Raw genomic sequence first — 22,493 nt, 5'->3', positions numbered from 1 at the left:
CGCGACCGGGGGATTTACCAGTCCTTATCGGTCGGCCCGTTGTCGCGCATGACCGGCCCTTGATACAGGGCGCCGTTCTCGGACATCTTCAGGAGTGCCTCCGCCTCCGCTTTGGTCATGGGCCGGGCCGGTGAAGTGGAACCTCCGCCGGTGCGGTGCTCTCCCGGGCGGCCTTGGGGATTGGCCTCGTTCCCGGACTGCCCTTTGGGGGAAGCATCATTTTGAGGCGACGATGGTTGATTAGACTTTCGGCCCTGCGAATCCTGCCGTTTGGGATCGGGCGGTTGCGATTGGCTTTGATTGGGTTTTTGCTGTTCCGCCTCTTGGACCCGGAGGCGGGTCAATTCATAATTGTATTTGGCAGCGGTATCGTTGGGAGCGGCCAGGATGGCCTTTTTAAAGTTCGCCAGCGCTTCCCGGTACAGATTGAGCGGCGCGGGACTTTTCTCGGCTGCTCTGAAGAGCGCATTGCCCAGGTTATAATAAACGTTGGGCGCGATCGCTCTATTATACCGGATGGATTCGGACCGCTCCAGCAACTTGGCTGCCTGCCGCAGGGAATTGGCTGCGCCCTCGACAGCGCCTCGCCGCTCGTCGCATAGCCCCAAGTTGTGCAAGATTCCAGGGGAATCGGGGTTGGCTGCGGCCAGCCGTTGATAATGTTTGCGGGCCTCGTCGATGGCGCCGGAATCCAATAATTGATTGGCCCGCGCCATTCGGAGCGGGTTAAGCCAAACCAACAACGCCACTATCGCCAAGCCGCCCAGGCAGCCGCAGATCCACCAGGTTTTTAGACTGTTTCGTTTCATGCCCGACACCTCAACGCTCCCCGGCATCCGTGGCGCCCTCTACAGCGCCGGGTTGCCGGGTTTTATGCATGCCCCGCCAAGGGGAGCGGTCCCAACTCCCGGAGAATACCAATTCAAGCCCCAGCAAAAGGAGGGCCAGCAACAGCGGCAACTGGTAGCGGTCCACATAACGCTTTTGCCATTTGGCACTGACCTCGCTGCGATCCAAACGGGCTAATTTCCGCGCATACAACTCTTCCAAACCCAACATCAATCCGTCGCCGCGGATGTAGTCGCCATTGCCGGCGCGGGCGATCTCCCGAAGCATCGTTTCATTTAAAGTCGTCTTCACGACATTTCCGGCTCCGTCTTTTAAGTAGGAGGGATTGCCGTTGGCGTCGCGGATCAGGATCAGCTCGCCGGATGGGCTGCCGATGCCCACGGTCTCGATGGTGATTCCTCGGCGGGCCGCCGCTTTGGCGAAGCCGACCGGATCCCCCTCGTGATTCTCGCCGTCCGAGATGATAATCAAGCTTTTACTTCCGCCGGAACCGGACTGAAAGGCCGCCAGCGCCGTTTGAATGGCGGCGCCGATGGCGGTGCCGCCCCGGGGGATGCTCTGAACATTCAATGCGTCCAAGGCAATGGCGAAGGCGTTATAATCCATGGTCAACGGGCATTGCAGAAAACTGGAACCGGAGAAAGCGACCAGGCCGATCTTATCCGATTTCAATTTGGACAGCAGATCCTTGATCGCCAGTTTAGCGCGTTCCAACCGGTTGGGCTTAATATCCGTCGCCAGCATGCTTTTGGAAGTATCCAGGGCGACGATGATCTCCAGCCCGCGGTTGGTCACTTCTTGCCATTGATAGCCCCATTCCGGTCCAACCAACGCCGTGATCAAGCATAACAGGGTCAGGATCCGCAGCAGCCATTGGGTGCGGCGGAACGAGCGTCCCGACTCGTCGCTGATCCGTGACCAGAGTTGAGGTTCGGCCAGACTCTTCAAGGCGCGATCGCTACGCCGCCGGGTCCAATGGAAAAAAACGCCGGCCAGGACGGGAATGATGAGCAACAACAGCATCAGCGGGCGAGCGAAATTCATGGCAATCTCCTGAATAAGGTATTGGCGAGAACGGTCTCCGCCAGCAACAACACCAATGCCAGGCCGGCGAGGTATGGGTAAAGCTCCAGATAGTCCTGGAATTTTGGCATTTCGATGGCAGTTTTGGCCATCCGGTCGATACGGCGGAAGATCTGGCGCAGCGAGGCGGTATCGGTCGCTCGAAAATACCGTCCGCCGGTGGTGGTGGCGATCCGCCGCAATAACGCATCATCCAAGTCCACTTGGAGATTCTGGTAGTGTTTTCGGCCCCACTGATCCCGCACCGGGTAGGGGACCAATCCTTTGGAGCCGGCCCCGATGGGATAAACGGTCACGCCGAGCGCCTTGGCGGCGGCCGCAGCGGTTTCCGGGGCGACTGCGCCGGCGTTGTTATTGCCGTCCGTCAGCAGAATCACCACTTTGCTCCGGGCCTTGGACTCCTGCAGCCGGCTGACCGCGGCGGTTAATGCCGCGCCGATCGCGGTGCCGTCCTCGATCATTCCCGCTTTAATCTCCGAGAGACGCGTTTCACTCCAGTCGTGATCCCAGGTCAGCGGGGAAAGAATATAGGGACGGCCGGAAAAAATGACGATCCCGATCCGGTCATTGGGCCGCCGTCTGATAAAATCCCGGGTGACTTCTTTGACGATGGCCAGCCGGTTGACCCGGCCGGCGGCATTCTGAAAATCCTCCGCCAGCATGCTGGTGGAGACATCCAAAGCCAGGATGATATCGACCCCCTCCTTGCGGACCAAGGAATCCTTCAAGCCGATCTGCGGCCGGGCCAGCGCCACGATGCCAAGCAGCAATGCCCCCCAAGTCAGCCAGGGCAATTGTCTGGACCACCATACCCGCCAATTGGACGTCGCGCCCCGGAAGAGCGCGGCGGTCGGGAAATAAACCGTCCCTTTGGACCGGCGCCGAATGATGGTCCAGGCCAGCGGGGGTAAGAACAATAAAAGAAGCAAAAAAAGCGGATCATGAAAAACCATGAGCATTCTCCCGAATCTTGTTCCGCGTCAACTACCAAATCTAGGTTGGAAAGCTGCCACGCTTCATTTCACGCCAATCACGCCAAATCTTCTTCTAGGCGACGCCGGGGACCGGGTCACTGGCGGCCTCCGCCGTCGGTTCCGGCACGGTCTCGCGCACCAGTTGCCGGATACGCTCCAAGTCCAGGCGGGCCTCGTCGGGCAAAGGAACGGATTGGGCGAATTTGACCAGATCCGAGGAGCGGAGAAACTCCCGGAGCAAGAACTGGTGTTGGATTTTTAGACTGTCCGTGGCCGCAATGAACATCAGAAACTCCTCGCTGGTCATTTCCATTGCTTTGATTTCAAAACGCTCTTCAATATACTGCCGGGCGATTTCACTCAATTCGCCGTAAAAGCTGCGGAATTCCTCGGCGTTGAGACATTGGGCCGCTTCCAGCGCAGCCAAACGCCGTAAAGCGATCTGATGGGCCGCTTCCCGGCGGGGCTCCGGTTGAGGAGTCTCTAGCCCGGGCGCGGCTGTACGCTTTTTAACCAGGCGAATCACGCCATAGATCAAAGCCGCCAAGGCGACCAGGACGGCTGCCCAACCGAGGAGCGCATACCGGGGCGGCAGGCCGACCGGACCCTTCATGGGCTTCAAAGGCAGCTTTAACAGGTCGGCCTTCGAACGCTTCACGGGCAGGACCGAGGTGATGGCGACGTTCAGCGAAGGAACCCGATAGCTGCGCCGTCGCCCATGGGCATCGACATAGGAAAGCTCGGGACCGGGCAGGGTAAAACGCCCGCTCTCCCAGGCGATCACTTGAAGCCGGAGCAGGCGCCGTTCGCCATGGGGCAGCCATTCCCGGCGGAGTTCAGGATGGGCTTGGACTTCGAGGGGAGCTAACCGGAGATCGTTCAGATTGGGCATGCTGTAGCGGACCTTGGGAGCGGATTCGATTTCCAGCGTCAGCAACACGGGGTCGCCGATATGATGGATTTTCGATTCGGTCCGGAGGCGGCCGCGCAATGGCTCACCGGGTTTGAGAGTCAGCGGTTTGATCAAGAGAATTCGCGCCACTCCATAGATGAGGAATAATAAGGCCGCACCGGCGCAGCACCAAAGGATGCGTTTGGCAAGGAGCGATTTTGGCAGGAAAGGGATCTTCATCATAGCCTCCACGAAAGCAAGGAAATATGTTGCACTCCCTTGGACGTTCAAAAAACCTATTGCAACCCATCGATCTTCCCGTTTGTTCAGCGGACTTGCCGTTCGCGTTTCAGGAAGAAACGCTGTAACGGTTCCAGATACGGAACCGCGGTACTCACTTCAATCGAATCCACTTTGCTGCTGCGTAAGATCCGGCTCATGGTCTGATATTGCATTTGGGCATTTTCCTGAAAGATCTGGCGCAGGCGCGGATCGGACGTATCGAATAGGACCTTCCGCCCGGATTCCCGGTCGGTAAATTCCACGAGTCCCACCGCTGGTAATTGCCCTTCCCGGGGATCGCTGATTCGGACGGCGACCAGATCGTGCCGCCGGGCGGTCTGGCGGAGCGAACGTTCGCATTGGGTATCCCAGAAATCAGAGAGGAGAAAGACGATGCTCCGGTGCTTGGTGACTTTATTGATGAAGTCCAACGCCTGTCGAATATCGGTGCCGGTGCTGTCCGGCCGGTAGGCGAGGATCTCCCGGATCACGCGCAGGACGTGGCGGCGGCCTTTTTGGGGCGGGATATACTTTTCCACCCGGTCGGTGAAGATCAGCAGCCCCACCCGGTCATTGTTTTTGATGGCCAGAAAAGCGAGCAAAGCGGAGATCTCCGCCGCCAGTTCGCTCTTGAGCGAGCCGGCGCTTCCGAAATATTGGGAGGCGCTGAGATCGACCGCCAGCATCACGGTGAGTTCCCGTTCTTCCACATAGCGCTTGATGAAGGGCCGGCCGTTCCGGGCCGTGACATTCCAATCGATGGAACGGACATCGTCACCGGGATAATACTCGCGCACCTCGGCGAATTCGATACCCGACCCCTTAAAGGCGCTGGCATAATGGCCGGAAGTGGCTTCATCGCTCAGCCGGTTGATCTTAAACTGGATCTGCTTTATTTTTTTCAGAATTTCCTTGGCGATCATCACAGGCCTCCGGAAAGAATCGCTGGCGCTACCAATGGTTTATGCTTAGGGAACGGGCACTCCGGCGAAGATGGTCTGGATGATGTGCTCCGCGGATATTTCATTGGCTTCGGCCTCATAGGTAATCATGATGCGGTGCCGGAATACATCGGGCCCGATGGTTTTGATATCATTGGGAATCACGTAAGCCCGTCCCTGCATGAAGGCGTAGGCCTTGGCGGCGATCGCCAGGCTGATGGTGGCCCGGGGCGAGGCGCCATATTCGATGTAATCGGCCAGGTCCAGCTGGAATCCTTGCGGGTTTCGCGTGGCCATCACCAGATTGACGATGTAGTCCCTGATCTTGGCGTCCAGATAAATCTGATCGATGACTTTGCGAACCGCCAGGATCTCCGGGGGGGTGATCACCGGTTGGATCGTCATCATGCGGCTGGTTTGAGCCATCCGTTCCATGATCTGGAGTTCTTCCTCCTTGGTAGGATAACCGATCTTCAATTTTAACATGAACCGGTCCAATTGCGCTTCGGGCAAGGGATACGTGCCCTGCTGCTCAATGGGGTTTTGCGTTGCCAGCACCGTGAAGGGTTCGGGCAGCGCATAGGTATGCTCCCCGATCGTAACTTGTTTTTCTTCCATGGCCTCAAGGAGGGCGCTTTGGACCTTGGCCGGAGCCCGGTTAATCTCGTCGGCCAGGATGATGTTGGCAAAGACCGGTCCCCGCTTGGTGGAGAACTGCCCGGATTGAGGGTTGTAAATCAAGGTTCCCACCAGGTCTGCGGGCAACAGGTCCGGGGTGAACTGAATCCTTTGAAAATCGGCTTGAATGGCCGCGGCCAGTGCCTTGACGGATAAGGTTTTGGCCAGTCCGGGAACGCCTTCCAGCAGCACGTGGCCGTTGGCCAGCAACCCGATCAGGAGGCCGTCGATCAGTTTTTCCTGGCCGACGAGGACCTTGCGGATTTGCTCTTTCAGCTTTGGGACGAATTCGCTCTGCGATTTGACGGCTTCGGTGACGACAGTCAGTCCTTCGAACATCTTCCAACCTCCGGCTCCTGAGCTTGACTCAAAATTGGGGATATTTTTTCAACTCCAACACGAATAAACGATCTCGTATGAAATTTGTTCCAAGTATTCTATAAGAAGCGGAAATGGCCGAATCGTAAAGGAAGACCGACAATAATTTACTGATTCTGGTACGAAGTCGGAATTGGCAAAATTTAATGTTACAAAATTGTAAAATGGATAGGAAATCGGAGGGTTTTTACGAAAGTTTTTACAATAGAGAATCGCATAATTCTGAACAAATCATCCTGCGGCCGCAATAATAAATAGACAAACCGGCTATCGTTATCCATTTCCGGACCAGAATGAGGTTCAAGATTATGCAATGCTCTGCCATGCAAAATAAAGGTTTAAGGAGGGAGAACGATGGACGGGAAGGTCATCGCCGGGCTTTTGGTTCTGTTTTTGCTGCTATTCAGCCCGGCACCTGGCATCACCACGGTTGCCCCGAATGGGGGATTGAGCAATACGACCGTAACCGTGACAGTGGAAGGGAAAAACTTCTCCAAGGACACGACCGTAAAGTTAGCCCGGGCTGGAGAGGCCGATATTGACGGCACCGCGATTCAGCTGATCTCCAAAAAACAGCTGCGCTGTCAGTTCGACTTGAAAGGGCGGAAAGCCGGCGCCTGGGACGTCGTCGTGGTGAGAAAGAAGAAATCCGCGACATTGCGCAGTGGTTTCACGATTGAGGATCCGGTGCCGCAGGTAGCGGCGATCACCCCTGGTCAAGCGGTACTGAATTCGGTGGCTGTCATCACTGACCTTGAGGGGAAGAATTTCCGGCCCGGGGCCAGAGTGTTATTGAGCGGCCAGCGGATGGATATTGGCGCGACCAATGTCAAAGTCTTATCCAACTCCCAAATCAGTTGCGAATTTGATCTCAAAAACGCCGCCCCGGGAATGTACTCCGTCAAGGTTGTGAATGAGGACGGTAAATCCGGGAGCCTGGCCGATGCCTTTTTAGTAGAGAACCTGGGACCGACGGTATTGGCCATCGCGCCTGCGCGCGGGACCGCCGGCACCGCCACCGCCTTTGAGCTGACGGGAAAAGGCTTCCGTCCGGGGGCGACGGTGAGCCTGCTCAAGTCCGGGGCGGAGATCCGCGCCACCCAGGTGAACGTGGTTTCCGATAGCCGAATGGTTGGCGAATTGGACCTGGCGGGCAAGGCCACCGGGATCTATGATGTGAAAGTTACCAATGACGATGGAAAATCGGGAACGTTAACCGAGGGCTTCACGCTGGAATACCCCGGCCCGAGGGTCGATTCCGTTCAACCGCGCGGCGGTTCCCGGGGGACAACCATCGAACAGCTTACCCTGGTCGGAAAGGGTTTCCGACCGGGAGCCACGGTCAGCTTGACCGGCAAAGATGGTACGATCCAGGCCACGGAGGTCAAGGTCTCCGGCGATGAGCAGATCCGCTGCCGGCTGGATCTGGCCGACGCGCCGGTCGGCAACTATGATCTGGTGGTCCGCAATGATGACGGCAAATCCGCCACGGTGGACGGGGGCTTCGCAGTGGAGTATCCCGGGCCGGCGCTCCAAGCGGTCCGGCCGCAGAACGGCCAGATCGGTACCACCGTTGATAAAGTCACCTTGGACGGCGCCGGATTCCGTCCGGGCGCCTCCGTCACTTTCGTCGGCAAGGACCGGAAGATCGCCGCGAATGACGTCAAAGTGATCAACGACAATCTGATCGTGTGCCGCTTGAACCTGGAGGGCGCCGCGGCCGGCGGGTATGATGTGCGAGTCGCCAACGATGACGGCAAAGCCGCTGAATTGCGCGGAGCCTTCGTCGCGGAATATCCGGCGCCGACGGTGACGTTGGTGCAGCCGGCAAACGGCGTGGCCGATACCATCGTGGTCAGCGTCGATCTGGCCGGGACCGGATTCCGGCCCGGAGCTACGGTGGTTTTCAGCAATGACCGGACGACGCTGTCGGTGCTCCGGCCGCAAGTGGTATCCCCGACCCGCATCACCGGCATCGTCGATCTCAAAGACGCTTCCGCCGGAACGTATGATGTCAAGGTGACCAATACTGACGGGAAGTCCGGCGTCTTAAAGAACGGCTTCACCGTCAAGTCGCTGGAACCGTCGGTCAAAGGAGTCACGCCGGACCGGGGCTTTAACAATGGCAAGGTTTTGCTGACCATCTCCGGGGCCAACTTTGACAGTGGCTCCACCGCCAAACTGGTGGGAAATAACGGCGGCATCAGCCTGCCCGGACTCAACCTCAAGCTGGAGGGCGCCTCCAAGCTGAGCGGTTATTTTGATATCAAGGACCAGCCGCCAGGCCAGTATGATGTGGTGGTGACCGATTCCCGGGGCCGCAGCGGAGTCCTGAAGGACGGCTTTACGGTGGAGGTCTTCGTTCCGTCCGCCTTGGAGCTGAATGAACGCCTCAAAGCGATTTACTTTGATTTCGATAAGGCGAATCTCCGCGCTGACCAGCTGGCCAGCGCCGAACAGAACCTGGCCATTCTCCAGGCCAACCCGCAGCTTTACATTTTGTTGGGCGGGCATACCGACGAGCGGGGCAGCCAGGAATATAACCTGAATCTTTCCAGACGGCGCAGCGAGGCGGTGCAGGAGTACCTGGTCCGTCAGGGGATCGACCCCAAACGGATCACCATCTACGCTTACGGTAAGGAGCATCCGCTCAAACCGGGACACGACGAGGAAGCCTGGGCGCTCAACCGCCGGGTGGACATCCTGGTCGGAGAGGCGCCGCCCACCCGGGAACAGGGCCTCCAATTCCAGGACCAATAACGTAGTGTAAAGATTGAGATCGTAAGAAGGAAAGCCGGGCCAGATCCATGGACCGGCTTTCTCTATACTTGGTCGAGTGCTTATGGGGCCGGATGGTCGCTCCGGAAGCGGTAGCCCCCTTGATCTCCGAAACTTTCTTTATGTTATGATTTCTCCGCTAGAGCATTCAATCACCTTCAGCCTACTCCTCCGCCTTTCAAGCGTATTTCAAGCTACGAGAATTTGGGGATACCCAAAACTAGCGATTGCCAAAACCCCAAATGGAGTCCGCGTTACGAATGAGCGGTGATTCCGTCAGACTTTTTGTCATTTTTGTGTAATAAATTTGCTTGTATTCAATATACAATCGTTATTATATTGATCATTTAGTAATGTTCATGTTAGAATATTAGCAATTATACTAGATAACATGACATGACGTTTCATTCTTGTTGAGAAGGGGGATGACGGGTCGCGTTAAGATGATTGGCCTGAAATAATCTGACAAATATGGAGGGTGAATATGGAAACGAAAGTGATTCTGGATACTCTTTGGGTTTTAATAACCGCAATGCTGGTGTTCTTCATGAATCTGGGCTTTGCGATGGTCGAATCGGGGTTTAACCGCGCGAAGAACTGCGTGAACATCCTTTCGAAAAACTTTATTGTTTTTGCCGTATCCTCATTGGGCTTTTTAGTTCTGGGGTGGGGACTGATGTTCGGCGATGGCAGTCCGTTCATCGGCCTCAAGGGCCTCTTCTTCCTGAACGGGGCCGACAACTCTCCTGCGGTCGGCGATGCCTATAAAGGGGTTTACTCGGCCATCTCCTGGACCGGAGTGCCGTTGTTGGCCAAATTCTTCTTTCAGCTAGTTTTTTGCGGCACTGCCGCCACGATTGTTTCCGGAGCGGTTGCCGAGCGGATCAAATATAAGTCTTTTATCTTCTTCTCATTTATCTTAGCGGTGTTTATCTACCCGATCGTGGGACACTGGATCTGGGGCGGCGGCTGGTTGTCACAATTGGGCATGTTCGACTTCGCCGGTTCCACCGTAGTGCATTCGGTGGGCGGCTGGGCGGCTTTGGCTGGCATCATAGTGCTGGGTCCCCGTTTTGGCAAGTACACGAAAGACGGCAAGATCAATCCAATCGTCGGTCACAATATGAGTATTGCCACTATCGGCGTCTTCGTCCTATGGCTCGGCTGGTTCGGGTTTAATCCCGGCTCGACCATGGCCGCCGACCCGATGGCAATCTCCCACGTATTGATGACGACCAATACGGCGGCAATTGCAGCCACGTTGAGCTCAACGATTATTTCCTGGATCATCTTGGGTAAACCGGACCTGGGGATGACTTTGAATGGTTGTTTGGCCGGTTTGGTTGCGGTTACCGCGCCGTGCGCCTTTGTCAGCGTAGGCAGTTCATTGATAATTGGGGCAATTGGCGGAATCTTGGTGGTGTTGGCCGTGATAGGCTTTGACCGCATTAAAATTGATGACCCGGTGGGGGCGCTTTCGGTCCATTTGGTCAATGGAGTTTTCGGTACGTTGGCGGTTGGACTCTTCGCCCAGGATAAAATTACCGGTGTAGCCACCGGCAACGGGCTCTTTTTTGGCGGCGGGGTGAAGCTGTTGAGCGCTCAAGTCATCGGGATATTGGTGCCGGGGGTGTTCGTGTTTGGGCTTTCTTTCCTGGTCTGGTCATTGATTAAGGCAACTGTCGGAATTCGGGTTTCGCTCCAGGAAGAGATCGAAGGACTGGACATTGGCGAGCATGGCAATTCGGCGTATCCGGAATTCCTGACTCGCAAGCCCATCTATTCGTTGGGCGTTGTTGCGGAAGCCGCGACACCGGTGAAGGTCCAACAATCATTGACTCAGGAGGCGAGATAGATTATGAAACATATTGTTGCAATCATTCGGCCCGAAAAATTGGATGAGGTTCGGCACGCTTTGGAAAAGGTGGGTTATTCCGGCCTGATGATCTCCGAAATCGAAGGGCACGGCAAGCAAAAAGGGATCGTCCAGCAATGGCGCGGTGAACGCTATAAAGTCGATCTCATCTCCAAAATTAAGTTGGAAGTGGTGGTCAAGGACGAGGAAGCCGAGACCATCAAAAAGACGATTATTGAAAACGCTCGCACCGGCGAGATTGGCGACGGCAAAATCTTCATCTCTCATATAGATGAAGTCGTCAGGATCCGAACCGGAGAAACGGGAGAGATCGCGCTGTAACGGCCGGTTTGGGACGGTTCAGACATACTGAAGGACAGATGACGAGGTAACCCAATGGAGGGAATTTGGGTTATCTCGTTCTATTGTTTCGAGACGGTTCATGTGCCGAATCTCCGGTTGTTACTCCGGCGACGGGACGCCCTCCGGAGGCTCCGGCGTGTCAGCGATCGGCTCCGGAATGTCAGCGATTGCTTTTGGAAATCCTGCCCAAGGCTTCGGAAGGACGCCGAACGCTTCGGAAAGATTGCCGGAGCCTTCGGCATGTCAGCTTTGGGCTCCGGCAGCTCCGCCGGGCTGTCCGGAACGCCTGCCCGGGACTCCCGCGGTTCCGCCGCGGCTTCCGGAAGGTTTGCCACGGCCTTGGGAAGGCCCGCCCGGACTCCGGTCCAACCGGGATCTATCATTTTGTGTTATGTATTTGTCATTTTGTTGCCGGATTGTCATTGATTTTCACCGATAGATAACATATAATTACCACAACAGTGCGTGCATGATGGCTGCAACTGCCGGTTCTTTACCGCGCATGAAGGAGGAATGACATGGAACGGATTCAAAGCCGTTATGGCTGGATGGAAGGGATTGTCAACGCCGCGCTTTATCCGGAGGGCGGCGCCATCCGGGAGTGTCTGCTGAACCGGGCCAATCCATTGGAAACTCCATATGGCATCCTGACGCCGCAGTATGAGGATGACGGTGTCCGGCGCAAATACGCTAAATCGCTCTCGTTTTGGCCCAATGGCAATCTCCGCAGCATCTCCCTGCAGGAACAGACCCCCATCGTCACCCCGCTCGGCGTCCTCCCCGCCGAACTGGTGACCTTTTATGAGAGCGGAGCCTTGAAACGGCTCTTCCCGCTGAACGGCAAATTATCGGGATATTGGACCGAGGCCAATGAGTACGGCCTGGCGGAGGAGCTGGAGCTGGCGTTGCCCAGCGGCCGGTTGCGCCGGAAGATTATCGGGCTTCATTTTTACGAATCCGGGGCGGTCCATAGCGTTACGCTCTGGCCCCGGGATCAGGTGACACTGGAGACGCCGCTGGGTCCCGCCGCGGTGCGGCTGGGCTTTTCCTTTTATGAGAACGGGCGGCTGCGCGGCTTGGAGCCATTCCTGCCGTGGCGGGTGCCGACGGCCATCGGCTGGCTCATGGCCTACCATCCGCATGCCATCGGAGTTCACGCCGACGCCCCCTCCTTGACGCTGGACCCTGCGGGCAAGGTGCAATCACTGATCACCGCCGCCGACCGGATCACGGTCACTGCGCCGGACGGGCGGCAAGCGGTCCATCAACCGGGCCGCCGGTCGAGCCTGCTCCATGAAGGGGCGCAGGAGATCGTGCCCTTAGCGGTCCGGTTCACGGAGGGCAAAGTCCGTTTCGGCGAGGCTCCCGCCGCGGAGTACGACCTGGCGCGGCATTCTTTTGCCGTGACCAGCCTGCCGCCGGCGCCGGAACTCTACGCCGGGGGTTGCCCGGGCTGCGACGCCGACGGAGGATGAAAGCTTCCCGAGTGGCGGGAGAACGAGGAGTATGGGATAACCGAGGCCATGGAGCGACAGTTCCATGGCCTGATTTTCTTAACGGTCCATTGTAGGAAAATTAGCAGGATGGGCGAATATGTCATTATCTGAATCGTAAGGGAAAGGTGCTTAAATCGATGATGGTTACTCGAATCGCGACCGGACGCCTGATACTCATCCCATTCACCCGCCGGCTCGCCAGTTCCTTGTTGGACGGGAATTCCGAAGAATTGCTCAAGCTCGCTCTGAATGTCCATGACGCTTGGCCGGATACCGAAACCCTGGAAACTTTGCCGAAGATTATCAAGAATTTAGAAGCCGTCCCGGAGCCGACCGGGTTCGAATCTTGGATCATTGTCAAACGGGAAGGCATGATCGGGATCGGTGACGCCGGATTCAAGGGCTTGCCGAATGCCGCCGGGGAAGTGGATATCGGTTATTCGATTATTGCGCCGGAATGGCGGAAAGGCTACGGGTATGAGGCCGCTCGGGCCTTGCTGGACTGGGCTTTCACTCAGCCGGGCGTCCGGGCGGTGACCGCCGAGTGTCTGACCGATAACCGGGGCTCAGCGCGGATCCTGGAGAAACTGGGGATGAGCCAGTTGGGCCGGGAGGACGGCATGATTCACTGGCGGGTGGGGAAACCCGGTTATTAATTGAGGATGTGCCTTTTATGGATGGAGTCCTGCCAAACGATTGTTTTGAATCCGCGGGTTTGAAATTCGATCTTCTCAAGCAGGAGAACATATGTTATTCTTGATCCAGAACAAACGTTCGGAGAATTTCATTTCGGAGGATTCCATGAACCAGAACCAGCAATTTCAAGAACCGGAATTATTAGCGATGGCCCGCAGGGCTTACGAGAGCAATCCTTTATGGGATGTTTCCAAAGAGGATTGCGCCCTGCTGGTCATCGACATGCAGGACGAGTTCGTCAAACCCCATTGGACGCCTTACTGGGTTCCCGAGGCGACCCGGCAGGTGGCCCGGATCAAGAGCGTGATCGAGCATTTTCGCGCCAACAAGTTGCCCGTTATTTATACGGTCTTCTCCAAGACTCATCAATACCTGGACCGCCCGAAGACCGGCCCATTCATGTCCAACCGCTACCCGCATTTAACGGTCGATCAATCGGATTACTTTGTCAAAGGGGAGGTTTATGAAGAACTGCGGCCGTTGCCCGAAGAGATCGTGATTCATAAGCCCTCCTACGGCGCATTTTTTGATACGCCGCTGGAGACCATCCTAAAAAATCTCGGTGTGACGACGGTGGTAATCTGCGGCACCCTCACCAATTACTGCTGCGGAACCACGGCCCGGCAGGCTTATGAACGGAGTTACCGGGTGATCTTCGGCAGCGACATCACCGCTACTGACGATCCGGAACTGCAGGAGGCTGAGCTGAAGGTGCTGCGGAAAGGTTTCGCCATGGTCTTGTCAGCCGCGGAGATCCTCCATCGTTTGAGGTAAGGACCACTTGGCGGAGAACTCGGCTAAAACAGGGATTCAGAGGAACCGCGAGGATAATTGACCGGCGGCGTTATACTTTAGTATATTTGAAAGACCGGATCGAAGCGGGGCGGGGTCCCTTGCGACGGGTTTCCGGGTCCCATCAACTATCGATGTTTGAAGGAGCATTCGTATGCCTAACTCCGAACCCCCTTTGTTACCGGGCGAGCGCATCGACCGCCTGGGGCACCGGGGACTTTCGATCATTCAAAACCCGGTGAAATTCAAGTTTACGATGGACGCCTTTCTGCTGACGGCTTTCGTCCGCCCCCGGCCCGGCGACCGGCTGCTCGATCTGGGCACCGGCGGCGGAGTATTGCCCCTTTTGCTGGCGGAAGAAGCGGGCCCCGCCAGCATCGTCGGTCTGGAGATCCAGGAAGAACTGGCGGACATGGCCCGCCGGAGCGTGGCCTTGAACGGGCTGGAGGCCCGGATCACCATCGTCCCGGGCGACTTGCGCCAGCCTCCGGCGCTGCTGGCGCCGAACTCCTTTGATTACCTGATCGCCAATCCGCCCTATTTCCCGGTGCAACGCGGCGTTCTTTCGGAGAACCGGGCGCTGGCCCAAGCGAAATTTGAGCTGACTTGCACGTTGGAGGATCTCCTGCAAGCCGCCGTCCGGCTGATCAAGGGCAATGGGCGCCTGGCCTTGATTTACCCCAGTGAGCGCCTGGCCGAACTGTTGGTTGGCCTTGAGCGCGTCCATCTGACTCCCAAAAGGCTCTGCCTGATTCACAGCCGGGCCGAGGCGCCGAGCAACCTGGCGCTGATCGAGGCCCGGCCGGGCGCCAAGACCGGTTTGGCCGTTCTGCCGCCGATCGTTATCTACGATCAGACGGGCGCTTACACCGAATCGATGAATCAAATCTTCCTCGGCAAGAAAATCTAATAGCGAGTTGAAGAAAGTTATTTGCGTGATCACTCCTCCTTTCAAAACCCGGAATAGGACAGGGAGAGGAGCGCGGACCTTTCTTCATCCTGCTTTCGTAAAAGCTTGACGAGGCAATTTGACGAAGGATTCGAGGTGGCGCGATGCCGACCTGGCAACAGCTTTACAACTCCCGGCTGCAGCGGGCCTGCGCCGCGGTTTCGGGAGCATACTTCCGTGAGGAACGTTGGTTCGCGGACCGGGGCATCCAGCAACAGCTCCTATTGGAGGACAGCATTCAATTCGGCCAAGCGGCCAGCCAGTCTTTTTTATCGTTCAACCTCTTCCGACCCGCCGCCGCGCCGGGTTATTTTTATTTCATCCCCTTGCTGGCGCTGGAAAAGACGCCTGCTTTCGACCGGGAGCATCTCTTTGAGGCGGAAGGGTTCTTCTTTTACGATGGAGTGGCCACTCCGCAGTATATTGAGCTGATCGAGCAATTATTGGAGCGCGGAGGAGTCTTTGAGACCGGCCGGGGCCAATTCCGTTTCGAGGCGTTCAGCGAGTTCCGGGAGCCCGGCTTCTCTGTCCAAGGCCACTCCAGCAATTCGCTGCTCTTTGTCACGCACCGCTACCTGATCAAGAATTACCGGCGGATTTACCCGGGAGTCAACCCGGAGCTGGCCATCAATACCGCCCTGACCCGGCTGCACGCGGAGGAGGTCCCGGCCGTTTTGGGAGCCGTCAGTTACCGGGCGACGGCTGAGTATACCTTGGGAATTATTCAGCAATTCATCCCCAACCGGGGCAGCGGCTGGGAGGTTTGGGGCGAATTGCTCGGCGCCGAAGGGCCGGAAACCGAAGAAGAACTGGTACGGGAGAGTTACAGTCTGGGAGCGACCCTGGCCGGAATGCACCAGAAAATGGCGCTCATCGCCCGGAGTGAGAACCGTTTTCAGCCGTTTACCGCCGCCGACCTCCGCTCCCGTATCGCGAAGCTGACGGCTTTATTGGAACATTCCGGCTCCGGCTGGCTGGGGGAGGGGAATGCCGCGGTAAGCGTCGCCTTGAACCAGCTGGAAAAGGATTTGCGCCAGGATGCTTTGGGCTTTCAATATCGGATTCATGGCGATCTGCACCTGGAACAAGTGCTCAAGACCGAACCGGGCTGGAAGGTGATCGACTTTGAGGGAGAGCCGCTTAAAAGCATCGCGGAACGGGAAAACTACGATTCACCCTTAAAGGATCTGGCCTCGATGCTCCGTTCCATCAGCTACCGCGTCCATACGGCCGGAGGGGGCGCCGACTGGCTGGCGACCCGGGAGCAATTACTGGTCAGCGGACTCATCAACGGCTACCGTGAGGCCGGGCGGGAACTGGCGCTGGATTTTCTGCCCGACGGAGCCCCTTTTGACAAGCTGCTCCTGCTCTTTCAGTTGGAGCGCGCCCTTTACGAGTGCGAGTACGAACAACGTTACCGTCCCGAGTGGCTACCGATACCCCTCCACGGCTTGCTGAAACTGGTCGAAACTATCACCAGTCCCAGTAGCTGTCTGAATTAATGATTCTAAGGTAATTTCATTCTTTACCGGCTGTGCCGGATGGAGAAAGAAGGGTCTTCCGAAATGAGAGCGGCGCTTTTCACCAATGAGTATCCACCTTATATTTACGGCGGGGCCGGAGTGCATGTCGATTATCTGTCCCGGGCCTTAGCCGAACTGATTGAGGTAGAGGTCCGGGCCTTCGGCGATCAAGATGCTTCCGATCCCAACTTGAGAATCGTAGGCTTTCCCGGCTGGGACCGGCTGGCGCATTCGGATCAACCCTTTGCCAAGACCCTCCAGGCGTTGGCGGTCAATCTCGCTTTTAACGGTCAGCCACTCGGGGCCGACCTGGTCCACTGCCATACCTGGTATACGTTTTTCGCGGGCTTTCTGGCCAAACTGCTCTATGGTATTCCCCTGATTGTCACCATGCATAGCCTGGAACCTCTTCGCCCGTGGAAGGAGGAGCAACTCGGCAGCGGTTACGCCTTGAGTTCCTGGATTGAACGGAACGGAGTAGGGGCGGCCGACCGGGTGATTGCGGTCTCGGCGGAGATGAAAGAGGATATTCTGCGCTTTTACGAGGTTTCCCCCGAGAAAGTGGTCGTGATTCATAATGGAGTCGATCTCCGGCAATACCAGCCCACACTGGAGCGGGATTTCCTGCTCGAACGGGGGGTCCGCCCGCCGTATCTGTTGTTTGTCGGCAGGATCAGCCGCCAGAAAGGAATCCTGCAACTGGTCGCGGCAATGGACAGCCTGAATGACCTCGATCTCCAACTCGTTTTATGCGCCAGCGCACCCGACACGCCGGGACTCGAAGCGGAATTGCGCGAGAAAATTGCCGGCAATCCCCGGATTTTGTGGCTTAATGAGATGGTTCCCAAGCCGCAAGTCATCCAGCTCTATTCGCATGCGGCCGCTTTTGTCTGTCCGTCGGTTTACGAGCCTTTCGGCATCATTAACTTGGAAGCGATGGCCTGCCGGACGCCGGTGGTGGCGTCGCGGGTCGGAGGAATTAAAGAAGTGGTGGTTCATGGCGAAACCGGACTGCTGGTGCCGCCGGATGATCCGGCGGAATTGGCCGCGGCGATTCGAAAGCTGATGGCTGACCCGGGGTTGCGGGAACGGTTCCGGACTGCGGGCCGGAAGCGGGTCGAGCAATTCTTTGGGTGGGATGTGATTGCCCGGCGTACCGTAGAACTCTATCAAAAGGTGCTCACCGAAGCCTCGCCCGTTTGATATGAGACTCAATCGGAGCGAAATAGGACTATAGTCCCATAAAACTTCGCAAATCCCGAATGAAAATAGGTCCTTAGTCTTATTAAGTTTTCCGAAAGACCGTTCGATGATAATATCAAAAGCAAGGATGCTGTTTGACCGCCAGGGATGGCGGATTATATCCAAGTTAGTCAAGCGGATTAAGCCGCTTTTTTTATTTGTCAGAAACTGTTTTATAAAAAATCGTCCAGCATGCGGAATAACCGATGCAGGGGTGATTCGGTCCAGGTCAATAGACCATTGGGCGATGGTGTTAGCTTGTGAATTCCGGAAGGGGAAGCTCGGCCACCTCTTAAAAAAGAGACCCATCGAAACTGGGACTATAGTACCATTCATGCAGGTTGCGGCATAAGATGGTTCGGGGGTGGAAGCGATGGAGGAAGAAACGGCTCCAGAAGAAACGGCTTCAGAAGAAACGGCTTCAATTGAAAACACTCATTTTCCGATCGATTGGGTTACCGGGATGATCGCTTCGTTGAGCGGCAGCTGCCGGCAATTAAGCCTTTGCGCGCTCGACTTGCAGTCCTTGGGACTCAGTAAAAAGCATGATATTGAAGCGGCAATTGACCGAGTGAACGATATCGGCGACATTATCTGCCAGATGATTAAGTTACTAGAAAAACTAATCTACTGTTGGATACGGAAAAACATTTCTGTGCTCGAATGCGACTGTTTAAAAATCGATGAAAATCGAACTAAAAACCAATGCTAACCAGTCTTTTATCTGATCGGCAACGGAGTCGCCGCTGCACCGCCGAATGCTGAGGTTTCCACTATTCAGCCAACAACACAAACTGCCTTCTCCGGACTTCCGCCGTTAGCACAAGCTATTCTAGAAGCCGTGTGATAAAGTCCTTTGATTCGAAAGTCATCCTTTCAGTGGACTAAAAATCGACTTAATCACTTGCTTCTCTGAGCTTTTGTGTTCACCCTGACCTTCGGACGGGGTTTATCACAACGCTTCTGGACGCTCATGCCGAATAGTCTTCACCATCTGCTTGCTGGTCTGCACAACGAATATATAAGATTCACGACCTTGCCGGTTTTGAGATCACGATTTTTAGGGTAGAATTGCGGCGTTTTTAAGGAATATTATATATATTCGTAGGATGAAGATATTCGCGACCTTATAGAGCGAGAGGGGTAGCCATGGGATGGGAAAACGAGTTTTAGTGGTCGATGACGCCTTGATCAGCCGTAAATTCTTAGGCCGGATCCTCGCGGAAGGTGGTCATGAAGTTGTGGGGGAAGCTTCCAATGGAAGAGAAGCGGTACGAATTTACCCGGAGCTTTTGCCGGATATTGTGACGATGGACATCACAATGCCCGATATGAACGGCATTCAAGCATTGAAAGAGATTCGCAAAATCGATCCCAAGGCTAAAGTGGTGATGTGCACCGCCATGGGACAGAAGTATTTAATATTGGAAGCGATACAGGCCGGAGCCGTCGATTTTTTAGTGAAACCGTTTGAAAAAGAGGTCGTCCTGGAAGCGTTCCGCAAATTGAGCTAATCCAATCATGGATGGAGTTCCCATGAAGTAAAGTGCTTATCCCAAGTTTTCATACTGAAAAAGAACCTATTCGATGTAGGTTCTTTTTTCGCGGTTTGAACCATTTCTATAACGATAAAGCTACGGCTTAGTTCAGTAGCAATTTGGAGCCAACTACAATTAAAATAATTCCTCCTAACTTTAACATGGTAAAAGGGATGTGCTCCATCCCGAACAGACCGAAATGGTCAATCAGATATGCCGTTAATAACTGGGCCGCGATAATCGAGGTCGTGGCTACCCCCACGCCCAACTTGGGGATACTGACGGCCACGCCGAAGATGATTGCCACGCCGATGGGTCCCCCCAACCAGGCAAACCAGGGGACTGAACCCATTTTGGCGAAACTGCCGTTACCCAGAAAAAATAACAGAATCCCGGCGGTAATCGTTCCGATCAAGTGTACACTGAATGTCCCTTCCAGAAGGCCGATCACCTTACCCAAGACGCTGTTAAAAGTTCCCTGAATCGCCATCAAAGCTCCTGAAGCCGCTGCAAATAATAACGGGATCAGTTTTCCTTTAAAATCCATGACTTCTCCTCCTGCAAAATAGTCTTTACCCAGAGAAAGATCATATCCGAGTTAAATTCCGGCATAAGATCTGCTGATGAATGGCAAAGATGCCTCGGCGGTTTGGAACCTAAATTTACTAGACGCTAGGACGAGGCAGTAGAAAGGCTGAAGCGGGTGAGACTATGGAATTAATCAAGGCAACGGTTCTTGGGCTATTCGCCGGGGTCAGCGGGACACTGCTTGGCGGAGTCTATATCATGCTCCGCTCGAAGGCGAGTATGGCGAAACAAAGCTGGTTACTGGGGTTTTCAGGTGGAATCATGGTGGCGGTGGTTCTTTTTGATCTCTGGCCCGAGGCCTTGCACTTCGGTGGAGTCTTTCCGATGCTGACCGGCACGGCGATTGGGATGATTCTGGTCCAGTATTTCGACAAGATATTAAACCGTCTGCCATGGTACGAACGGCGTCATTTTTCCCGCTTTACAAAAGTCGGCATCCTGCTGGGAGTAGGAATCGGAGTTCATAATTTTCCGGAAGGGGTGGCCCTGGGCACGACCTATATCGCCAATCCGGAGCTTTCCGGTTGGCTTGGGTTGGCTTTTTTGATGGCGATTCATAATATTCCCGAGGGGATGGTCATGGCGGCGGCGTTTCAGATCGGGCGGGTAGCGTCGGCAAAAATCTTCTTGGCGTTGGTCCTGGTGGAATTGCCAATGGCCTTTGGCAGCACGGTCGGGGCTTTTTTGGGAACCCTATCGCCTTTGATGGCGGGGGTCGCTTTGAGTTTCGCCGGAGGAGCCATGTTTCTGCTGGTTGGCAAGGAATTATTGCCGATGGCCAAAAAATTAGCCGGAGCCTTTTGGGTGGGCACCGGCTTTGCGGTTGGGTTAACGGCCGGACTGGTTTTGGTCCGATTTATTTAGCGAAAGCTGGAGTTCTGGTATCAGTTTTCATTGGAAGACCGCTTGGGCTTGGCGGAATGATTGTCACGTTGGGCTTTTTTGAGCAGAATGCCGTATTCGATACTATCCACCAGAGCTTCCCAAGAGGCTTCGATGATATTCTCGGAAACGCCGACGGTTCCCCAGGAATTGGTCCCGTCGGAACTTTCGATCAGGACTCGGACTTTCGAAGCGGTTCCCCGGTCTTCATCCAACACCCGGACTTTATAGTCGACCAGTCCGACATCGGCGATCTCCGGATAAAAGCGAAGCAAGGCTTTGCGGATGGCCGAGTCCAATGCGTTGACCGGGCCGTCGCCTTCGGCGGCGGTGATCTCTTGTTCATCTCCGACCCCCACCTTGATGGTCGCTTCCGCTAAAACGGGTTGATCGCCGCGTTTTTCGACGATCAGCCGGAACCCTTCAAGCGTAAAAGCCTTTTCAAATAAGCCGAACGCCTTTTTAATCAATAGATCAAACGAGGCGTCGGCCGCTTCAAATTGATAGCCGGAATTTTCCAATTGTTTTAAATGATTGGTCAACGCCAGCACATGCGGATCATCTTTTTTGGTGTTCGGAACGATCTCCCGAACTTTACTTAGAATGGTACTCCGTCCCGCCTGATCGGACAAGAGAAAACGGCGTTTATTGCCAACTTGTTCGGAACGGATATGCTCCAGGGAGAGCGGGTTTTTGAGGATAGCGTCCACGTGAGTGCCGGCTTTATGGGCAAAGGCCGAACCTCCGACATATGGCTGACGTTCATCGTGATGGAGATTAGCCAGTTCTGAGATATAGCGCGAGACTTCGGTGAGTTGAGTGAGGTTTTCTTTGACCCCGGCATCATAACCTAGTTTCAGGATGAGCGTGGGGATGATGCTGGAAAGGTTGGCATTGCCGCAACGTTCGCCATAACCGTTGAACGTCCCTTGGACGTGGACGGCCCCGGTTTGTACGGCCATGATCGAGCTGGCCACTGCGGTGCCGGAATCATTGTGAAAGTGAACGCCGAGTTGCACTGGGACCTGCGTCTGAACGGTTTTGAGAATCTCGACCACCTCCAGCGGCATGGTGCCGCCATTGGTATCGCATAACACGACGGTACTGGCGCCGCCACGGATGGCGGCCCGCAAAGTCTCCAAGGCATAGTCGGGATTGGACTTATAGCCGTCGAAGAAATGTTCGGCGTCGTAAACGACTTCCCGCTGGTTGCTATGGAGGTACCGTACCGAATCTTCGATAATCTGAAGATTCTCGGCCAGGCTGACCCGGAGCACTTCCTGAGCGTGGAGGTCCCAACTCTTGCCGAAGATAGTTACCACCGGAGTTTTGGTGGCCAGCAGATCATTCAGGGTTTTGTCGTCCTCGGGCCGGTGATTGGCCCGGCGAGTGCTGCCGAAAGCGGCCAGTTTCGCATGGTTCAACCGGAGTTTGGCGGCTTCTTGGTAGAACTCCCAATCCTTGGGGTTGGCTCCGGGCCAGCCGCCTTCGATATAATCAATCCCCAGGAGGTCGAGTTTTCGAACGATTCGCAGTTTATCCTGAACCGAAAAATAAACGCCTTCACCCTGCGTACCGTCGCGGAGGGTGGTATCATAAAAGAGTACCCTCATCGGACAACCCCCTTGTTTATTGTAAGACATTTCTGGATAATATTGAATCAATTTTAATCCGTGGAACGGTGGTTGTCAATGCTGTTTTTGGCGGTGTGCAC

Annotated in this window: 20 protein-coding genes; 12 read left to right on the top strand and 8 right to left on the bottom strand. The window is 55.5% G+C overall.

Features of this window, described 5'->3' with window-relative positions:
* Positions 1 to 14: 14 nt before the first annotated feature.
* The 6 genes from EDC14_RS15905 to EDC14_RS15880 form a co-directional block, all read right to left on the bottom strand.
* Positions 15 to 809 (bottom strand): tetratricopeptide repeat protein, encoded by a 795-nt coding sequence (locus EDC14_RS15905; RefSeq protein ID WP_132015301.1) that lies wholly within the window; start codon positions 807 to 809, stop codon positions 15 to 17.
* A gap of 10 nt (positions 810 to 819) precedes the next feature.
* A complete protein-coding gene (locus EDC14_RS15900) occupies positions 820 to 1,893 on the bottom strand; it encodes a VWA domain-containing protein (RefSeq protein WP_132015300.1) in 1,074 nt (357 codons plus the stop codon).
* Entirely contained in the window at positions 1,890 to 2,885 is a 996-nt protein-coding gene (locus EDC14_RS15895; RefSeq protein WP_165908061.1) for a vWA domain-containing protein, read from the bottom strand. The genes EDC14_RS15900 and EDC14_RS15895 overlap by 4 nt, the downstream gene beginning before the upstream one ends.
* Before the next feature lie 94 nt (positions 2,886 to 2,979).
* Positions 2,980 to 4,038, bottom strand: a complete 1,059-nt coding sequence (locus tag EDC14_RS15890) for a hypothetical protein (protein ID WP_132015298.1) — start codon at positions 4,036 to 4,038, stop codon at positions 2,980 to 2,982.
* A gap of 86 nt (positions 4,039 to 4,124) precedes the next feature.
* Positions 4,125 to 5,003, bottom strand: coding sequence for a DUF58 domain-containing protein (locus EDC14_RS15885; protein WP_132015297.1), 879 nt, complete (start codon positions 5,001 to 5,003; stop codon positions 4,125 to 4,127).
* Between the two features lie 45 nt (positions 5,004 to 5,048).
* The gene (locus EDC14_RS15880; protein ID WP_132015296.1) at positions 5,049 to 6,038 is read right to left on the bottom strand and encodes an AAA family ATPase; all 990 of its coding nucleotides are present in this window, start codon (positions 6,036 to 6,038) and stop codon (positions 5,049 to 5,051) included.
* 393 nt (positions 6,039 to 6,431) lie between these two features.
* Between EDC14_RS15880 and EDC14_RS15875 the strand changes: the two genes are divergently transcribed.
* From EDC14_RS15875 to EDC14_RS15830, 11 genes are all read left to right on the top strand, one after another.
* Positions 6,432 to 8,837, top strand: coding sequence for an OmpA family protein (locus EDC14_RS15875; RefSeq protein ID WP_132015295.1), 2,406 nt, complete (start codon positions 6,432 to 6,434; stop codon positions 8,835 to 8,837).
* Positions 8,838 to 9,339: 502 nt separating this feature from the next.
* A complete protein-coding gene (locus EDC14_RS15870) occupies positions 9,340 to 10,710 on the top strand; it encodes an ammonium transporter (protein WP_243662954.1) in 1,371 nt (456 codons plus the stop codon).
* A 3-nt stretch (positions 10,711 to 10,713) separates the two neighbouring features.
* Complete coding sequence (locus EDC14_RS27350; RefSeq protein ID WP_243662953.1) at positions 10,714 to 11,052, top strand: P-II family nitrogen regulator; 339 nt, start codon at positions 10,714 to 10,716, stop codon at positions 11,050 to 11,052.
* A gap of 539 nt (positions 11,053 to 11,591) precedes the next feature.
* A complete protein-coding gene (locus EDC14_RS15865) occupies positions 11,592 to 12,548 on the top strand; it encodes a hypothetical protein (RefSeq protein WP_132015294.1) in 957 nt (318 codons plus the stop codon).
* A 158-nt stretch (positions 12,549 to 12,706) separates the two neighbouring features.
* Positions 12,707 to 13,225: a GNAT family N-acetyltransferase gene (locus tag EDC14_RS15860; RefSeq protein ID WP_132015293.1), complete on the top strand. Its 519-nt coding sequence runs from the start codon at positions 12,707 to 12,709 to the stop codon at positions 13,223 to 13,225.
* 145 nt (positions 13,226 to 13,370) lie between these two features.
* Complete coding sequence (locus tag EDC14_RS15855) at positions 13,371 to 14,039, top strand: cysteine hydrolase family protein (RefSeq protein WP_132015292.1); 669 nt, start codon at positions 13,371 to 13,373, stop codon at positions 14,037 to 14,039.
* 172 nt (positions 14,040 to 14,211) lie between these two features.
* The gene (locus tag EDC14_RS15850) at positions 14,212 to 14,967 is read left to right on the top strand and encodes a tRNA1(Val) (adenine(37)-N6)-methyltransferase (protein ID WP_132015291.1); all 756 of its coding nucleotides are present in this window, start codon (positions 14,212 to 14,214) and stop codon (positions 14,965 to 14,967) included.
* 143 nt (positions 14,968 to 15,110) lie between these two features.
* Entirely contained in the window at positions 15,111 to 16,508 is a 1,398-nt protein-coding gene (locus EDC14_RS15845) for a hypothetical protein (RefSeq protein ID WP_132015290.1), read from the top strand.
* A 63-nt stretch (positions 16,509 to 16,571) separates the two neighbouring features.
* Positions 16,572 to 17,732: a glycogen synthase gene (gene glgA, locus EDC14_RS15840; protein ID WP_132015289.1), complete on the top strand. Its 1,161-nt coding sequence runs from the start codon at positions 16,572 to 16,574 to the stop codon at positions 17,730 to 17,732.
* A gap of 412 nt (positions 17,733 to 18,144) precedes the next feature.
* Positions 18,145 to 18,483: a hypothetical protein gene (locus tag EDC14_RS15835; protein ID WP_132015288.1), complete on the top strand. Its 339-nt coding sequence runs from the start codon at positions 18,145 to 18,147 to the stop codon at positions 18,481 to 18,483.
* A 442-nt stretch (positions 18,484 to 18,925) separates the two neighbouring features.
* Entirely contained in the window at positions 18,926 to 19,285 is a 360-nt protein-coding gene (locus tag EDC14_RS15830; protein ID WP_132015287.1) for a response regulator, read from the top strand.
* Positions 19,286 to 19,412: 127 nt separating this feature from the next.
* On the opposite strand, the gene EDC14_RS15825 is transcribed toward EDC14_RS15830, so the two are convergent.
* Positions 19,413 to 19,856, bottom strand: coding sequence for a DMT family transporter (locus EDC14_RS15825; protein ID WP_132015286.1), 444 nt, complete (start codon positions 19,854 to 19,856; stop codon positions 19,413 to 19,415).
* Positions 19,857 to 20,020: 164 nt separating this feature from the next.
* On the opposite strand from EDC14_RS15825, the gene EDC14_RS15820 reads away from it, so the two are divergent.
* On the top strand, positions 20,021 to 20,761 hold the full coding sequence (locus EDC14_RS15820; RefSeq protein WP_132015285.1) for a ZIP family metal transporter: 741 nt from the start codon (positions 20,021 to 20,023) through the stop codon (positions 20,759 to 20,761).
* Between the two features lie 20 nt (positions 20,762 to 20,781).
* Here the strand turns inward: EDC14_RS15820 and cimA are convergent, their stop codons facing one another.
* Positions 20,782 to 22,392, bottom strand: a complete 1,611-nt coding sequence (cimA, locus tag EDC14_RS15815) for a citramalate synthase (RefSeq protein ID WP_132015284.1) — start codon at positions 22,390 to 22,392, stop codon at positions 20,782 to 20,784.
* Between the last annotated feature and the right edge of the window lie 101 nt (positions 22,393 to 22,493).

The sequence above is a fragment of the Hydrogenispora ethanolica genome (assembly GCF_004340685.1).
Lineage (GTDB): Bacteria > Bacillota > UBA4882 > UBA8346 > UBA8346 > Hydrogenispora > Hydrogenispora ethanolica.
This window is presented reverse-complemented; position numbering and strand designations above follow the sequence as displayed.

What these genes read in the sequence shown, in the direction of transcription:
- EDC14_RS15905 (WP_132015301.1), bottom strand. Translation starts at nt 809, where the DNA reads ATGAAACGAAACAGTCTAAAAACCTGGTGGATCTGCGGCTGCCTGGGC.
- EDC14_RS15900 (WP_132015300.1), bottom strand. Translation starts at nt 1,893, where the DNA reads ATGAATTTCGCTCGCCCGCTGATGCTGTTGTTGCTCATCATTCCCGTC.
- EDC14_RS15895 (WP_165908061.1), bottom strand. Translation starts at nt 2,885, where the DNA reads ATGGTTTTTCATGATCCGCTTTTTTTGCTTCTTTTATTGTTCTTACCC.
- EDC14_RS15890 (WP_132015298.1), bottom strand. Translation starts at nt 4,038, where the DNA reads ATGAAGATCCCTTTCCTGCCAAAATCGCTCCTTGCCAAACGCATCCTT.
- EDC14_RS15885 (WP_132015297.1), bottom strand. Translation starts at nt 5,003, where the DNA reads ATGATCGCCAAGGAAATTCTGAAAAAAATAAAGCAGATCCAGTTTAAG.
- EDC14_RS15880 (WP_132015296.1), bottom strand. Translation starts at nt 6,038, where the DNA reads ATGTTCGAAGGACTGACTGTCGTCACCGAAGCCGTCAAATCGCAGAGC.
- EDC14_RS15875 (WP_132015295.1), top strand. Translation starts at nt 6,432, where the DNA reads ATGGACGGGAAGGTCATCGCCGGGCTTTTGGTTCTGTTTTTGCTGCTA.
- EDC14_RS15870 (WP_243662954.1), top strand. Translation starts at nt 9,340, where the DNA reads ATGGAAACGAAAGTGATTCTGGATACTCTTTGGGTTTTAATAACCGCA.
- EDC14_RS27350 (WP_243662953.1), top strand. Translation starts at nt 10,714, where the DNA reads ATGAAACATATTGTTGCAATCATTCGGCCCGAAAAATTGGATGAGGTT.
- EDC14_RS15865 (WP_132015294.1), top strand. Translation starts at nt 11,592, where the DNA reads ATGGAACGGATTCAAAGCCGTTATGGCTGGATGGAAGGGATTGTCAAC.
- EDC14_RS15860 (WP_132015293.1), top strand. Translation starts at nt 12,707, where the DNA reads ATGATGGTTACTCGAATCGCGACCGGACGCCTGATACTCATCCCATTC.
- EDC14_RS15855 (WP_132015292.1), top strand. Translation starts at nt 13,371, where the DNA reads ATGAACCAGAACCAGCAATTTCAAGAACCGGAATTATTAGCGATGGCC.
- EDC14_RS15850 (WP_132015291.1), top strand. Translation starts at nt 14,212, where the DNA reads ATGCCTAACTCCGAACCCCCTTTGTTACCGGGCGAGCGCATCGACCGC.
- EDC14_RS15845 (WP_132015290.1), top strand. Translation starts at nt 15,111, where the DNA reads ATGCCGACCTGGCAACAGCTTTACAACTCCCGGCTGCAGCGGGCCTGC.
- glgA (WP_132015289.1), top strand. Translation starts at nt 16,572, where the DNA reads ATGAGAGCGGCGCTTTTCACCAATGAGTATCCACCTTATATTTACGGC.
- EDC14_RS15835 (WP_132015288.1), top strand. Translation starts at nt 18,145, where the DNA reads ATGGAGGAAGAAACGGCTCCAGAAGAAACGGCTTCAGAAGAAACGGCT.
- EDC14_RS15830 (WP_132015287.1), top strand. Translation starts at nt 18,926, where the DNA reads ATGGGAAAACGAGTTTTAGTGGTCGATGACGCCTTGATCAGCCGTAAA.
- EDC14_RS15825 (WP_132015286.1), bottom strand. Translation starts at nt 19,856, where the DNA reads ATGGATTTTAAAGGAAAACTGATCCCGTTATTATTTGCAGCGGCTTCA.
- EDC14_RS15820 (WP_132015285.1), top strand. Translation starts at nt 20,021, where the DNA reads ATGGAATTAATCAAGGCAACGGTTCTTGGGCTATTCGCCGGGGTCAGC.
- cimA (WP_132015284.1), bottom strand. Translation starts at nt 22,392, where the DNA reads ATGAGGGTACTCTTTTATGATACCACCCTCCGCGACGGTACGCAGGGT.